12 protein-coding genes are annotated in these 14,204 nt (G+C 65.7%); 6 read left to right on the top strand and 6 right to left on the bottom strand.

What is annotated here, in order from left to right:
* Positions 1-112 precede the first annotated feature (112 nt).
* From D580_RS0100395 to D580_RS0100405, 3 genes are read left to right on the top strand one after another with little or no spacing between them, the layout of a single operon-like run.
* Positions 113-1,321: an efflux RND transporter periplasmic adaptor subunit gene (locus D580_RS0100395; protein ID WP_018952462.1), complete on the top strand. Its 1,209-nt coding sequence runs from the start codon at positions 113-115 to the stop codon at positions 1,319-1,321.
* Entirely contained in the window at positions 1,318-4,401 is a 3,084-nt protein-coding gene (locus tag D580_RS0100400) for an efflux RND transporter permease subunit (RefSeq protein WP_018952463.1), read from the top strand. The genes D580_RS0100395 and D580_RS0100400 overlap by 4 nt, the downstream gene beginning before the upstream one ends.
* Positions 4,386-6,245 (top strand): TolC family protein, encoded by a 1,860-nt coding sequence (locus D580_RS0100405; protein WP_231363461.1) that lies wholly within the window; start codon positions 4,386-4,388, stop codon positions 6,243-6,245. Before D580_RS0100400 ends, D580_RS0100405 begins: the two co-directional genes overlap by 16 nt.
* 137 nt (positions 6,246-6,382) lie before the next feature.
* Here the strand turns inward: D580_RS0100405 and D580_RS0100410 are convergent, their stop codons facing one another.
* Positions 6,383-6,727 (bottom strand): hypothetical protein, encoded by a 345-nt coding sequence (locus D580_RS0100410; protein ID WP_018952465.1) that lies wholly within the window; start codon positions 6,725-6,727, stop codon positions 6,383-6,385.
* Between the two features lie 535 nt (positions 6,728-7,262).
* On the opposite strand from D580_RS0100410, the gene D580_RS0100415 reads away from it, so the two are divergent.
* Both D580_RS0100415 and D580_RS0100420 read left to right on the top strand, forming a co-directional pair.
* Entirely contained in the window at positions 7,263-8,012 is a 750-nt protein-coding gene (locus D580_RS0100415; protein WP_038042900.1) for a GntR family transcriptional regulator, read from the top strand.
* 59 nt (positions 8,013-8,071) lie between these two features.
* Positions 8,072-8,965, top strand: coding sequence for an AEC family transporter (locus D580_RS0100420; protein ID WP_018952467.1), 894 nt, complete (start codon positions 8,072-8,074; stop codon positions 8,963-8,965).
* Between the two features lie 75 nt (positions 8,966-9,040).
* Here the strand turns inward: D580_RS0100420 and D580_RS0100425 are convergent, their stop codons facing one another.
* The 4 genes from D580_RS0100425 to nagZ all read right to left on the bottom strand — a co-directional run bounded on the left by D580_RS0100425 (position 9,041) and on the right by nagZ (position 12,069).
* A complete protein-coding gene (locus D580_RS0100425; RefSeq protein WP_018952468.1) occupies positions 9,041-9,787 on the bottom strand; it encodes an S-methyl-5'-thioinosine phosphorylase in 747 nt (248 codons plus the stop codon).
* Between the two features lie 104 nt (positions 9,788-9,891).
* Positions 9,892-10,449 carry a hypoxanthine-guanine phosphoribosyltransferase gene (locus D580_RS0100430; protein ID WP_018952469.1) on the bottom strand — a complete coding sequence of 186 codons (558 nt, stop codon included), beginning with the start codon at positions 10,447-10,449 and terminating at the stop codon, positions 9,892-9,894.
* A gap of 49 nt (positions 10,450-10,498) precedes the next feature.
* Positions 10,499-10,867 carry a DsrE/DsrF/DrsH-like family protein gene (locus D580_RS0100435; protein ID WP_018952470.1) on the bottom strand — a complete coding sequence of 123 codons (369 nt, stop codon included), beginning with the start codon at positions 10,865-10,867 and terminating at the stop codon, positions 10,499-10,501.
* Between the two features lie 158 nt (positions 10,868-11,025).
* Complete coding sequence (nagZ, locus tag D580_RS0100440; protein ID WP_018952471.1) at positions 11,026-12,069, bottom strand: beta-N-acetylhexosaminidase; 1,044 nt, start codon at positions 12,067-12,069, stop codon at positions 11,026-11,028.
* Between the two features lie 503 nt (positions 12,070-12,572).
* On the opposite strand from nagZ, the gene D580_RS0100445 reads away from it, so the two are divergent.
* Entirely contained in the window at positions 12,573-13,406 is an 834-nt protein-coding gene (locus tag D580_RS0100445; protein ID WP_018952472.1) for a succinylglutamate desuccinylase/aspartoacylase family protein, read from the top strand.
* Between the two features lie 177 nt (positions 13,407-13,583).
* On the opposite strand, the gene D580_RS0100450 is transcribed toward D580_RS0100445, so the two are convergent.
* The gene (locus D580_RS0100450; protein WP_018952473.1) at positions 13,584-14,117 is read right to left on the bottom strand and encodes a hemerythrin domain-containing protein; all 534 of its coding nucleotides are present in this window, start codon (positions 14,115-14,117) and stop codon (positions 13,584-13,586) included.
* Between the last annotated feature and the right edge of the window lie 87 nt (positions 14,118-14,204).

A 14,204-nucleotide genomic window follows, 5' to 3' on the forward strand; every position in this document is an offset into this window, starting at 1 on the left:
GGTCTGTCGCATTCCTCGTGTGATCTTGTGCCGGGGTCAACCAGACCCGTGGCTGATGCGTTAGACGTCTAATACGCAGTTACGACACCGTCCAACAAACGAAACGAATAACATGAAAAAACTGATCCTCCCCGCCCTGCTTCTCGTCGCCTTTGCCGCTGTCCTGTGGTGGCTCAATGCCCCCGAGGCCCCCGACGCCACGGCCCCGGGCGCCGCGCCCGGCGCCGTGCAGGGTTCCTCGCGGGCGGTGGCGGTGACGGTGGCGGAGGTGCAGACCCGGGAGATGCGTGAGGTGCTGCGCTTTACCGGCTCCCTGGTCGCCGCCAGCCGGGTGGAGATCACACCCCGGGTGGCGGGACGGCTTGACCGTGTGTTCGTGGACATCGGCGACACCGTGCGCCGGGGTGATCTGCTGGCGCGACTGGACACCGATGCCTTCGAGCAGGAATTGCAGCAGTCCCGGGCTGAACTGGCGGTGGCCCGTGCCGGGCTGGCCGAGGCGGAGGCCTCCCTGGAGGCGGCGCGGCGCGCCCTGGTGCGCACCCGGGAACTGCGTGCCCAGCGGGTCGCTTCACAGTCGGAACTGGAGGCTGCCGAGACCGAGGTTCAGGCCCAGGCGGCACGTCTGGAGCTGGCCCGTTCCCAGATCCAGCAGCGGGAGGCGGCCCTGGCCGGGGCGCAAATCCGCTTGTCCTACACGGAGTTGCGTGCCCAGTGGCACGGCGATGACACCGAGCGCCTGGTGGCCGAACGTTACGCCGACGAGGGCGTCATTCTCCAGGCCAACAGCCCGGTGCTGGCCCTGGTGGAGCCCAATCCCCTGCGCGCGGTGGTGTTCGTCACCGAGCGTGACTACACCCGCCTTGCCCCGGGGCAGGAGGTAATCCTGCGTGCGGAGGCCTTTCCCGGAGAACGATTCACCGGCACGCTCTCCCGGCTTGCGCCGGAGTTCCGTGAGACCTCGCGACAGGCGCGGGTCGAGATCAGCGTGCCCAATGAAGATTTGCGCCTGCGCCCCGGCATGTTCGTGGAGGCCAGCATCCAGGTGAGCCGCGTTGAGCATGCCACGGTGGTGCCCCTGGACGCCCTGGTGGAACGGGAAGGTGCGCCAGGTGTATTCCTGCTGGATGAGTCCGGCGAGGCGCCCCTGGCGCGCTTCGTGCCGGTGGGCACGGGGGTGCGTGAGGGCGACTGGGTGGAGATCCGCAGTCCAGAGTTGCATGGCCGAGTGGTGACCCTGGGCCACCACCTGCTCAGTGACGGCGGCCGGGTGCGCGTGGTGGACGCCGAGCAGGTGGACGGCCGGGGCGCCCGTCGATGAACGTCGCCCGCTTCACCGTCCCCCGTCCGGTGTTCACCGTGATGGTGACCCTCATCGTGGTCACCCTCGGTCTCATGGCACTGCTGCGTCTGCCCATCGATCTGCTGCCGGACATCACCTACCCCACCATCACCGTCACCACCAGCTATGCCAACGCCGGCCCCGAAGAGGTGGAACAACTGGTGACCCGCCCCATCGAGGAAGTGGTCGCCGCGGTCCCCGGGGTGCTGGAGATCACCTCCACCTCCTCCGAGGGTAGAAGTAGCGTGCGCATCGCCTTCGACTGGGGTGCCAACCTGGACGAGGCCACCAACGACGTGCGCGACCGGCTGGAGCGCATCATCAATCGCCTGCCCGAGAACGCCGAGCGTCCCAGGGTCCGTAGGTTCGACACCGCCATGTCGCCGGTGATGCTGGTGGGTGTCGCCGGACGCCTGGATCCGCTGGAGATGCGCCAGATCATCGATGACCGTATCCGGCCGCGTCTCGAGCGGGTGCCCGGCGTGGCGGCCCTGGACGTGTGGGGCGGGCTTGAGCGCGAGGTGCGCGTGGAGGTCTTCCCCGAACGCCTGCAGGCCCTGGGCCTGAGCCTGGAGGACATCCGCAACGCCATCCGGGATGCCAATGTGAACGTGCCCGCCGGCGAGATCGCCATGGGGCGCCTGGATCTGCGCGTGCGCACACCGGGTGAATTCGAGAGCCTGGAGGAACTGCGCGCCACCGTGGTGGCTGTGCGTGACGGCGCGCCCATCACCCTGCACCAGGTGGCCCAGGTGCGCGATACCCACCAGCGCATTACCCGCATCATCCGCATCAACGGTGAACCGGGCGTGCGCCTGGCGGTGCGCAAGCAGTCGGACGCCAATACCGTGGAAGTGGCCCGTGCCGTGCAGCAGGAGATCCGCCGACTCAACGCGGACTTCCCGCAGCTGAGCATCACGGTGCCCATCAACAATGCCCGTTATATCGAGCGCTCCATCGAGAACGTCAGTCGTTCCATTCTCTATGGTGGCAGTCTCGCCCTGCTGGTGTTGCTGTTCTTCCTCAGAAACCTGCGCTTCACCCTGGTGGCCGCCACCGCCATCCCGGTCTCGGTGATCGCCACCTTCGGGCTGATCTATTTCGGCGGCTTCACCCTGAACCTCATGACCCTGGGCGGCCTGGCCCTGGGCGTCGGTCTGATGGTGGACAACGCCATCGTGGTGATCGAGAACATCGCCCGCCGGCGCACGGAAGACGGCCTGGCCCCGCTCGATGCCGCAGTCCATGGCACCGGCGATGTCTCTGCCGCCATCATCGCCAGTACCCTGACCACGCTCGCCATCTTCATGCCCATGTTCTTCGCCCAGGACCTGGCGGGCATCCTGTTCAAGCAGCTGGCCTTCGTGGTGGCCTTCTCCCTATTCTGTTCCCTATTGGTGGCCCTGACCCTGGTACCCATGCTCATGGGCCGACGCCTGACCATCGCCACGCGCCAGAGCATCGCGCCGGTGGCCGCGCTGGGCCGCACCGCGCGCCGGCTGGTGAAGGCCATCGAGTCCGGATACCTGTTCCTGCTCGAGCGCAGTCAGCAGCAGCGCTGGTTCATCATCATGCTGAGCATTGGCCTGTTTGCCGTGGCGCTCTCGCTGATCCCCCGTCTGGGCACCGAATTCATGCCGCCCACCGATGAGGGTGAGATTCGGGTCAACATCGAGATGGAGGCCGGGACCCGGCTCGAGGTGCTGGACGCCCAGGTGGTGCGCATCGAGCAGATCCTGCTGGAGCGGGTGCCGGAGCTGCGCAGCACCATCGTCAGCGTGGGCCCCAACAATTTTGCACGCATCCAGGTGGGCCTCACGGAGCTTGCCGAGCGCAGCCGTTCCAGCGAGGAGATCGCCGCCGAGCTGCGTCGCCACCTCACCGGCATAGCCGGCACCACGGTGCGCGTGCGTGCCAGCCAGGGCATGGTGATCCGAGGCCTGGGTGGCGAGGACGGCGAACGGCTGACCGTGGAGGTGCGCGGATTTGATCTTGCGCAGCTGGACATGATCGCCCGGGAGGTCTCAACGCGGCTGCGTACGGTTGAAGGCATCACCGATGTGCGCCTGGGCCGGGACGATGGCCTGCCCCAGCAGATGGTGCGCATCGATCGGGCCCGGGCCGCGGATCTGGGCGTGAGCGTGGCACAGGTGGCGCGCACGCTCGAGACCGCGCTTGGCGGGGCAAGCGCCGGTGAATTCCGCTACGCAGGCACGGAGTCCCGCATCCTGGTGCAGCTCAACAACGCCGAGCGCCTCACCCTGGAGGACATCCTTCAGCTGACCCTGCCCGGACGCGGTGGAGAGCCCGTGTCCCTGCGCAACCTGGTGAGCTTCGAGATGGGCCTCGGGCCCACCAGCATCCAGCGCAAGGAACAGCAGCGCATCAACACCGTCTCGGCCAACATCGCCGGGCGGGATCTTGGTTCCGTGGTGGCGGATGCGCGGGCCAGCATCGCGGACCTTCCCCTGCCCCGCAACGTGGACGTGATCTTTGCCGGTGATTTCGAGGAACAGCAGCGCGCCTTCACGGAACTGTCCATCGCCCTGATCATGGCCATAGCACTCGTGTACATGGTGATGGCGAGCCTGTACGAATCCCTGCGCGATCCGCTCATCGTGATGATGTCCGTGCCCTTGGCGCTCATCGGCGTGGTGGGCCTGCTGTTGGCCACCGACTCCACCATCAACGTACAGTCCATGATCGGCGTGATCATGCTGGTGGGCATTGCGGTGAACAACGCCATCCTCCTGGTGGATCAGAGCGCGCGCCTGCACCGGGACGAGGGATGGGCGGTCATGGACGCGGTGCGCGAGGCCGGACGCCGGCGCCTGCGTCCCATCCTGATGACCTCGCTGACCACCATCCTGGCCCTGATTCCCCTGGCCCTGGGTGTGGGTGAAGGTGGCGAGGCCCAGGCGCCCATGGCCCGTGCTGTGATCGGCGGGCTGCTCAGCTCCACCCTGATCACCCTGCTACTGATCCCGGCGCTCTACACCCTGTTCCATCGCGACCGGCCACGCACAGAACAAGGACAAGCCCCATGCACCAACGCCTGATTCCCCTGCTCTGTGCGCTGTGCCTCCCTGCCCTGTCCATGGCGCAGGACACCGGCAATGCGTCGCGTCCCGGCGATGCCGGGCGCAGCCAGATCGAGACCCGCGCCGTGGACATCAACGCACCGCGGGTGGACGATCAGGAACTGCGCCTGGACAAGGGCAGTCCAGTGGCCTCCGATGGCGTGCGTGGACAGGGGCTGAGGCTAGCCCGCATATCTCACCACCCTTCTACTGCGGCCGCCGATCTGCTCGCTGTGACGGGGCGTGCTCACTTCAGCCGGCTTGACGTAGTGTCGGCTACGCCGGCGCCGTCTTGCGCTCCGCGCGCCCCGTCACAGCGGCATCTCGACGCCCTCGCTACGAACGGTGGTGAGATATGCGGGCTAGATATCCCCGAGGGCTGGTCGCCTGTGACCGGCGATAGCGAGACCCTGTCGCTGTCCGTGGAGAACGCGGTGTTCCTGGCCCTGCGTCAAAACCGGGCGCTGTCCATCCAGCAGCTTCGGCCGCTGATCACCGGCACCTTCGAGGCCACCGAGCGCGCGGTGTTCGACCCGGTGCTGTTTGCCGAGGCCAGCCATTCGGGTGATCGGGTGGTCAGGCAGCTGGTGGAGGTCGAGGAAGTCGATCTCGTGACCTCGGATCGGGATCTTCTCGAGGCCGGCGTGCGTCAGCAGTTTCCCACCGGTACCCAGGTGGAGCTCAGTCTGAGAAGCGTGCGCAGCGGCTCCAGCCGACTCGATGACGACCAGTTCAGCGCCCGTGCCGGCATCACCCTGACCCAGGCCCTGCTGCGCGGTGCACGGATGGAATCCAACCTGGCCCGTCTGCGCCAGGCAGAGCTGGATACCCTGGCCTCGGAGTACGAGTTGCGCGGATTCGCCGAGGCCCTGGTGGCGGACGTGGAGCGCGCCTACTGGGACTTCGTACTGGCGAGTCGCCGCACGGAGATCTTCGCCGAGGCCCTGGCCGTGGCCGAGCAGCAGCTCTCCGATACCCGCAGCCGCATCCGCGTCGGTCAGCGTGCCGAGACCGAGGAGACCGCGGCACTTGCCGAGGTGGCCCTGCGACGCCAGGGACTCATCAATGCCCGGGCCCAGCAGGCCACCACGCGCATGCGCCTGTTGCAGCTGGTCAACCCCGCCGGTGCCAGTTGGGATACGCGCATCGAACTGGAGCAGCGTCCGGAGATCTCCACCAGCGTGATGGATCCGGTGGACCTGCATGTGCGGCTGGCCCGGCAGTTGCGACCGGATCTCAACGAATCCCGCATCCGCGCCCGGCGGGGTGAGCTGGAGGTCATCCGCACACGACAGGGTCTGTTGCCGCGTCTGGATCTGTTCATCACCCTGGGCGAGTCAGGCTACGCCGATGCCTTCGGCCGTGCCTGGCGGGATCTGGACGGCCCCGGTTACGACTACAGCCTGGGCCTGCGTTTCGAGATGCCCTTCGGCAACAGGGCCGCCCAGGCGGAGACGCGCAGGGCCCGGCTGAGTCGGCAGCAGGCCCTGGAGGCCGTGGCCAACCTGGCGCAGCTTGCGGCACTGGACGTGCAGACGGCCTGGCTCGAGGCGGAACGCACCCGTGAACAGATCAATGCCACGAAGGTGACCCGCGAGTTGCAGGAAGAGGTATTGCGCGCGGAGCAGGCGCGTTTCGCCGTGGGCACCGGCACCGCCTTGGCCCTTGCCCAGGCGCAGCGGGATCTGCTGGAAAGCCAGCTGGAGGAAGTGGAGGCGCTGATCCGCCACCGCCAGGCCCTCACCGACCTGTATCGTCAGAGCGGAACCCTGCTGATCCGCAGGGGCATCAACGCGGCGGGTGATGAGGAAGTGGTGTTGTGAGTGTGAGGTGTGAGGCGTCAGGTGTGAGGCGTCAGGTGTGAGGCGTCAGGTGTGAGGCGTCAGGTGTGAGGCGGCGGCCTGCTGGCCGCCACCTCTGTCTTGAACACGCCTATCCCCTCACGCCTATCCCCTCACGCTCAGAGCGAATAGGCCACCATGCGACGGATGCCGTCGATGCGGTTGTCCTCCTGGTAGAGCACGAAGACCGCATCCCTGGCCTCGTCGGAGAGCTTCAGATAGAGCAGATGGGTGCCCAGGAATCGCTCGCTCAGTTCCTGTTCGAACGCGTTCCTGTCCAGACCCGGCGTCAGGGCGCTGCGGCCGGAGGGCGCAGTGACATCCGAGTGGATCGCCTGGGTCGAGTTGTCCAGAGCGGCAAGTTGCTGGAACTGTTCCGCCTCGCCCTGGCTGGCATGGACGAAACCGATGATGAAGAAGGCGGCGGTGGTAACAACAGTCCGTGTGATCTTCCGTGTAAACATTTTCTTATCTCCCGGGCGGTGCCCAATCATCAGGTCAACTTCACTGTCACTCTGGCAGTGATCCGGACCCCTGTGCCGAGATTCTCGTCACAACTGTGAATCCGGTTGCTGCGGTGTCTTCAGTCAGTCGATCGTCAGACACTGAGTGGGAGGCTAGCGGGAAGAAATGCATTTGAGGGGGCACTGAGGATGAGGTGGTGCTTTTCGCGGACGGGCTGTGAGCCGGCTTTCCAATGTGTGACCGGGCTCGCAGGCAAAGTGTGATGGCTATCGTCTGACTTTTTTGCTGGCCGATGAACGTTCCGGGTCAATGGCATACGAACCATCGCTCAGGGCGATCACTAGTATCTTTCCGGGCGATGAATGTGCGCTCGCCGGCCGGATCCCGCGTCAAGCCATGCGGCTCAGCAAGCCAGCCCCTGGACTGCATGTGCCAGGTTGTCCATTCAGGTAAGATAACCCATCCGAAGGACTTAACCTTTCACCTGATGTGGATGAATCAGGCCTGGATCTTGCCGATGAGGGCCGATTGATCATGAACGAGTCGATCAGCACGCCGGATCTCCACCACGGCCCCCTGTACAAACGGGTCAAGCGCCTGCTGACCCAGGGACTCGCGGCGGGCGAGTGGAAACCCAACGAGGCCATCCCCAGCGAGTCGAAACTGGCGCAACGCTTCAACGTCAGCATCGGCACGGTGCGCAAGGCCATCGACGAGCTGGCTGCCGAGAACATCCTGGTGCGCCAGCAGGGCCGTGGCACCTTCGTGGCCACCCACTCCGTGAACCGCTACCTGTATCACTTCTACCATGTGATCAACGAAGACGGGACAAAGCACCTGCCCGTCCCGGAGCTGCTGCAATACCGGCGCATCAAGGCCGATGCCCGCCTCGCCACCCGCCTGAACCTGGAGCGGGGTGATCGAGTCATCCACGTGCGCAACCTGTTGCGCATGGAAGGCAAGCCGGTGGAGGTCTACGACATCTACCTCGATGCCGCGCGGTTCGATGCCCTGGACAGGGAGAGCTTCGAGCGGCGCACGGGACCCGTCTACCAGCTCTACCAGGAGCGACTGGGCCTGAACGTGATCCGGACCTCGGAGCAGTTGCGCGCGGTGGGCGTGGGGCCGGAAGAAGCGCAGTTGCTCGGCGTGGCGGTCAACACGCCGGTGCTGCAGGTCGAACGCATTGCCTACACATACCACGACACCCCCGTGGAATACCGCTGCTCCCTGGTGAACACCACCGCGCACGTGTACCAGAGCGTTCAGGAAGCCAGGCCTTGATCGCCGCTCCAGGTCGCGGCGCATGCCCGGCCCTGTCATCGTAGAGCGGCCATCAATCCATGAATGTCATCGGTCTGCTCCTGCCGACCATTGCCCTGGTCCTGATCGGTTACCTGTTGCGCCGTTACGGGGTGTTCGGCCAGTCCTTCTGGCCGGACCTGGAACGGCTCACCTACTATATCCTCTTCCCTGCCCTGCTGTTCGGCACCCTGGCCAGCCGGCCGCTGCAACTGGATCAGGCCAGTCCCATGATCTACACCGGCGTGCTGTTCATGGGCGCGGGCATGATCCTGGGTTACGCCGCCCGCTGGCTGTTCAGGATGCCCACGGTGTCGTTCGGCTCGGCGTTCCAGTGCAGCTTCCGCTTCAACAGCTACATCGGCTTCGCAATCCTGGGCGCCCTGTATGCCCAGGATGGCATCGCCAGCTTCGGCCTGCTCGCGGGTTTCATGATCCCCCTGGTGAACGTGGCCTCGGTGTGGGTCCTGGCCCATCACGGCGGCGGCGGGGTGTTCAGGGAAATCCTGGGCAATCCGCTGATCCTCTCCACCTTCGCGGGCCTGGCCTGGGCGGCATTGGGCATCCCGGTGCCGGAGGTGCTCGACGTCACCCTGGGTTTCCTGGGGGGTGCGGCCCTGCCCCTGGGCCTGATCGCGGTGGGCGCGGGTTTGCGCCTGGTGATTCCAGGGCGGCAGGTGGGCGTGGTGGTCTATCTCAGCGCGGTGAAGCTGCTCGCCGTGCCGGCGATGGCCTGGTGGGTGGGAGGCATGTTCGGTCTGCAGGGGGAATACCTGGCCGCGGCGGTGGTGATGGCCGCGCTGCCCACCGCTTCGTCGGCCTACATCCTCGCCGTGCGCATGGGCGGCGACGGCCCGTTGGTGGCGTCCATCACCGCGGTGAACATGCTGGCGGCGATTGCCACGCTGCCGATCTGGCTGGCACTGCTGAAATGAAGTAGGAAGTGTGAATTGGGAAGTCGGAACTCAAGGCCATTGACTTCGCACTTCCCAATTCACACTTCCTACTTCTCAAAGCGCTTCTATCGTGGTCTCCAGCACATGCCGCACGTTGGACATGGCGGCGGCGATGTTCTCCTGCACCTCGTCCATGGTGATCTCCCCTTCCCCGCGTCCGGCGGCCCAGTTGGCGATCACGGCGCAGGTGGCGTAGGGCAGTTCCAGTTCCCGGGCGAGCACCGCCTCGGGCATGCCGGTCATGCCCACCATGTCGCAGCCGTCGCGCTCCAGGCGGTTGATCTCGGCGGCGGTCTCCAGGCGCGGACCCTGGGTGGCGGCGTAGGTGCCCCGTTCCACGGCGTCGACACCGATACTGCGCGCGGCGGCGATGAGGCGCTGGCGCAGGGACGGGTCATAGGGCTCGGTGAAATCCACGTGGGTCACGTGGGTGAGGTCCTGGTCGAAAAAGGTGTGAGCCCGTGACCAGGTGTAGTCAATGATCTGGTCCGGGAAGGCGATGCGCCGCGGCGCCATCTCGGCGGTGATGCCGCCCACCGCGGCCACAGCCACCACACCGTGCACGCCCGCATGCTTGAGCGCCCAGATGTTGGCCCGGTAATTCACCTGGTGGGGCGGAATGGTGTGGCTGTAGCCATGACGGGCCAGGAACACCACCTCGCGACCGGCGAGCAGTCCATGGGTCAGGGGGCCGGAGGGCTCACCATAGGGGGTGTGCATCACCTCGCGGCGGGTGATCTCCAGTCCCTTGAGCGTGGTCAGTCCGGTGCCACCGATGATGGCCAGTGTGGTTTGGGTCATGGCGTGGTATCCAGGGCAGATTGCGAGCGACTATCGCGATGCGGAAAGGGTCATTCTGTGATCAATCCTGCGGCATCCTGCCTTGCCTGTCCATGTCGGGAGCGTTACATGCCCTTCACGGCGTAGATGCCCGGGGCATTGCGCAGGTACTCCTTGTAGTCCATGCCGTAACCGAACACGTAGCGGTCCTCCACTTCCACGCCCACGAAGTCGGCCTTCATGTTCGGGTCGCGGCGGTCGTGGTTCTTGAGCACCAGCATGGCGGTGTGCACAGAACTGGCCCCGTGCTGGCGGCAGTAGTCGATGATGCCGGCCAGGGTGTGGCCTTCGTCGAGGATGTCGTCGACCACCAGTACGGCGCGGCCTTCGAGGGGGGTCTGGGGACGCACCAGCCAGTGCAACTCGGCGGCGCCTTTCACGTCACCGCGGTAGCGGGTGGCGTGCAGGTAATCCACTTGCAGGGGGAAATTCAGGCGGGTCAGGAGATGACCGGCGGCGACAACGCCGCCGGTCATGACACACAGTACGAGCGGATCACGTCCGCCAAGGCTTGCGGTGATCTCCCGGGCCATGCGGTCCAGGGCCTTCTCTACCGAGGCCTGGTCGTGGAGGCAGTCCGCCTCACGCCAGACCTGCTCAGCCTGTTCGGCGCTTACCGCCATGGTGCCACCGCGCCGCGGTCGGTCTGGTTGGCACCATGCTTCACCATCATCAGTAGGTGAAGGTGACGGTGTCGTCGTCCATGGCCTCGCTGATCACGTAGGCGCCACCGACGGTCTCTTCGATCTCGGGGATCAGGTCGTCGCCCCACAGGTCCAGGGTCGGGGTGCAGACCTTGAACTTCACGCCGGCTTCGGCGGCGTCCTTGATGAACTCGTACACGGACTTGGGGCTGCCTTCCTGCACGAACAGCTTTTCGGCAACACCCTTCTTGGCCAGTTCGCCGGCACGGCCGGTCATGACCACTTCCACGTCATATTCCATGGCGGCTGCCACGGTGGCCTGGAAGAACGGGGCACCCAGTTCGGAGGGGTTGGTGGGATCGGTGTTGACCATGACGATCAGCAGCTTGTCAGCCATTTGAGTAATCTCCAGCAGTGAGTCGTGCTTGAAAGAAAGTGCGGCATTATAGGGACGTGTTCCCCGCAAAGCCAGTCACCTTACAAGGTCCGTGGGAGCGCAAAATCACCTGATGCGGGCATAAATTATAGCTCTGCTCCGGCGCTTTGCCGGCCGGTTCAGACATCCAGTTCCATCAGGGGTGAATCGTCCAGGGCGCCGATCACCGCCTTGGCCTTCTGCCACTCATCGGAGTCCGTCAGCTCCCCCCAGCTTATGCCCTTGCGTCCGTGCATGCGGGCCAGCCGGGCGATGGAGACCGGGTCCGGTTCGTCGTCCAGGGCGTCCAGCACCCGGGCAGCCTGTTCCGGATGGTTGCAGACCAGCACCATGTCGCAGCCGGCCTTGAGTGCCGCGCGGGCCCGGTCCGGGTAATCCCCCATGCACTCGGCACCGGCCATGCTCAGGTCGTCGCTGAAGATCACGCCCTCGAAGCCCAGCCGGTCACGCAGTTCGCCGCGCAGCCAGTAGCTGGAAAAGCCTGCCGGCAGGAGGTTGCAGCGTTCGTAGACCACGTGGGCGGGCATGATCCCCGCCAGGCCGAAACGCACCATGCGTTCGAAGGGCAGGATGTCCGTGTAGAGATCCGCCGGGGTGCGTCGATCCACCGGCAGGGCGAGATGGGAGTCCTCGCGCACCCCGCCATGCCCCGGAAAGTGCTTGCCCACGGCGGCCATGCCCGCGTGCTGCATGCCGCTCATGTAGTGATGCGCCAGGTCCGCCACCACCTCGGGGTCCCTGTGGAAGGCACGGTCGCCGATCACGCCGCTGACCCCGTGGGCCAGGTCCAGCACCGGGGCAAAGCTGAAATCCACACCCACGGCGCGCAGCTCGGCGGCCATCAGCCAGCCGGCCATCTGCGCCAGTTCCCTGCCACGGGCATGGTTGCGGTCGTACTGCTCGCCGAAGCGGGCTGCGGCCGGCAGGCGCGTGAAGCCCTCGCGAAAGCGCTGCACCCGCCCACCCTCGTGGTCCACGGCCACCAGCAGTCGGGGCGTGCGCAGGGCATGGATCTCGCGCACCAGTTCCGTGAGTTGTCCCAGGGACTCGAAGTTGCGGGTGAACAGGATCACCCCGCCGGCCCGGGGATGGGTCAGCAGGCGGCGTTCCGTCTCGGTGAGCGCGGTGCCCTCCAGGTCCAGCATGACGGGGCCCAGTGACATGGATGGTTCCTTTCAGTTGGGTGGGGTCGTGACTAGCTCGCATATCTCACCGGTCGGACACCGGCTGGCGCGCAACAGGTTGACACATTAGTCAAACACATCGAAATGGTTGCCGACCTCAGCATGACAGTCTGTTCCCGCCGGAGTCCTATCGCGGTTCAGGCTCGTCTTCGCGCCCGTAGGCTTGCTCTTCACTCAACCCATAGCGATTGCTATGGGTTTCGCTCCAGAGCGGCGCCTACAGACACGAATCCTTCGCCTGCTCCCGCGATCCCGGTGAGATATGCGAGCTAGCCGGTCAGGATCGTGGGCCGATTGTAGCGGAAGCAGCGGCGCCGGCGGCGCTTGCTCAAATGCACGATTCCGTGCAGGCGCGCACCACTATGGTGCGTGGACTTGGCCGGGCAAGCCATTCAGGGCTGTAGAGCGCGGTGTTCGGACTGGCCCGAAGGGTGCATGGCGCCCTGTGAATGCCCAGATCCTGCACGGGAGCACCCGCAAGCATGTCCGAAAACCTCGAACGCGCCGTCTCTGTCCACGACCTCGGCCCGCGCACCCAGCGCCCCCGCGTTGCGCTGGTCAATGCCGGCGGGCACAACATCAATGCCCGCTTTGTGCTGGCCCGGCTGGCCGCCTACCTGCGCGGCCTGGAACAGGGAGATCCGTCGGTCCCGGGCAGACTGCGCCAACGGGTTCTGGTGGTGCCTTCCGGGCAGCCGGAGGTGCTCCCGGACGAGGTGCTGGTCCAGGCGGGTCAGGCCTGGCACCGGGTGGTGCTGGACACCGGCTGCCGGGGCATGGACGCCCTGCCCCAGGTTCGCCTGGGCGCACGTCCCTCCGATGACGAGCGCGCCTCGGCCTGCCTGTTCGGCCTGCCCTCGGTGTGCGAGGCCGATGACACCCATACGGATGGCCATGGCGTGCCTTGGCTGGAGCACCTGGACGGCGCCTCCGGGGAGCGCTACATGGTCATTGCCGGCCATGGCGAGGATCTGCAGCCGGCCCTGTGTGAACGTCTGTTCCGGGCACTGATCGCCTTCCTGCTGCGGGTGGAGGCCATCCAGGGCATCGAACTGGCGGACGAGGAGGACGACCTGCACTACTTCGGCAGCGACCAGGTGTTTCGCTTCACCAGCCAGCAGCCGGGCCTGTTCGTGTTTCGCCAGGTGCCCGGCCAATGGCTGCAGGCTGGAGACCTGCTGGGCTACCTCTACGACGAGCACGACGGAACCCTGCTGGAGGAATTGCGCGCGCCGGTCGCGGGCCTGCTGGCAAGCCTTCGGCGCAGTCCCCTGGTGAGTGAGGGTGCCGTGCTGGCGCTGATACACCGGCGTTGATGAAGGGGGGTGTTTCAGTCAATGACGCCCAGGTGGCCGCAGCAATTGTTCAGGTCCACTGGGGTATAGGAAGGATCCGTAGGTCGGGCTTCAGCCCGACTGCCGGTGCCCACCGAAGCCGTGTTTGTCGGGCTGAAGCCCGACCTACGACACGAGCAGTGATTATGCAAAAGCGCCCTAGAGCGCACTCCTGAGGCGCTGATACTCCGGATCCGCGTTCGAGCCGAACAGGGGGTCCGTGGCCTGTTCCTCGGCCAAATCCATGTCATCCCAGTCCTTGGTGCTGATGTGGGTCCGGGCCATGGGAAAGATGGTGGTTTCCTCGAAATCCAGGTGCCGGCGCTGGTGCAGCAGGTAGTCCTGCGCCACCTCCAGGAAGCTGCGTCGTTCCATGGCGGCTTCGCTCTCCACGTCCCGCACCGCGTCGCGGAAGGCCTTGCCCTTGGCATAGAGGGCCTCGTGCTCCTCCCGAAGCCGGTTGACCGCCTCGCGGGTGGAAGGATTGACTTCCTCCAGTCGGGCGAAGACCCGGTCCTCTAGGGGATGATGACAGCGATCCCCGTGCTGGGTCAGGTAATGCAGACCGTCATAGATGAGCGACAGGTCCGCCGGCAGGTTGCCGTTGAAGCGCTTGAGTTCGCGCTCGATCAGGTCGAGCACGCGGGCCATGTGGACATGGTCCTGGTGAAGGTGTTCGAGTATCTGGCTCACGACCTGACTCCCGGAGTATCCGCATTCCAGCCCGAGCGGGATGAAACACGCAATGTGGCACCTGTCTGGAGTATCAGACCCGCCCCT

Source organism: Thioalkalivibrio sulfidiphilus, from assembly GCF_000377945.1.
Classification (GTDB): Bacteria; Pseudomonadota; Gammaproteobacteria; order Ectothiorhodospirales; family Ectothiorhodospiraceae; genus Thioalkalivibrio_A; species Thioalkalivibrio_A sulfidiphilus_A.

Excerpts from the sequence above, each read along its gene's own strand:
- D580_RS0100410 (WP_018952465.1), bottom strand. The coding sequence starts at position 6,727 with ATGTTTACACGGAAGATCACACGGACTGTTGTTACCACCGCCGCCTTC.
- D580_RS0100430 (WP_018952469.1), bottom strand. The coding sequence starts at position 10,449 with ATGGCGGTAAGCGCCGAACAGGCTGAGCAGGTCTGGCGTGAGGCGGAC.
- D580_RS0100415 (WP_038042900.1), top strand. The coding sequence starts at position 7,263 with ATGAACGAGTCGATCAGCACGCCGGATCTCCACCACGGCCCCCTGTAC.
- D580_RS0100400 (WP_018952463.1), top strand. The coding sequence starts at position 1,318 with ATGAACGTCGCCCGCTTCACCGTCCCCCGTCCGGTGTTCACCGTGATG.
- D580_RS0100425 (WP_018952468.1), bottom strand. The coding sequence starts at position 9,787 with ATGACCCAAACCACACTGGCCATCATCGGTGGCACCGGACTGACCACG.
- D580_RS0100405 (WP_231363461.1), top strand. The coding sequence starts at position 4,386 with ATGCACCAACGCCTGATTCCCCTGCTCTGTGCGCTGTGCCTCCCTGCC.
- D580_RS0100420 (WP_018952467.1), top strand. The coding sequence starts at position 8,072 with ATGAATGTCATCGGTCTGCTCCTGCCGACCATTGCCCTGGTCCTGATC.
- D580_RS0100445 (WP_018952472.1), top strand. The coding sequence starts at position 12,573 with ATGTCCGAAAACCTCGAACGCGCCGTCTCTGTCCACGACCTCGGCCCG.
- D580_RS0100435 (WP_018952470.1), bottom strand. The coding sequence starts at position 10,867 with ATGGCTGACAAGCTGCTGATCGTCATGGTCAACACCGATCCCACCAAC.
- nagZ (WP_018952471.1), bottom strand. The coding sequence starts at position 12,069 with ATGTCACTGGGCCCCGTCATGCTGGACCTGGAGGGCACCGCGCTCACC.
- D580_RS0100395 (WP_018952462.1), top strand. The coding sequence starts at position 113 with ATGAAAAAACTGATCCTCCCCGCCCTGCTTCTCGTCGCCTTTGCCGCT.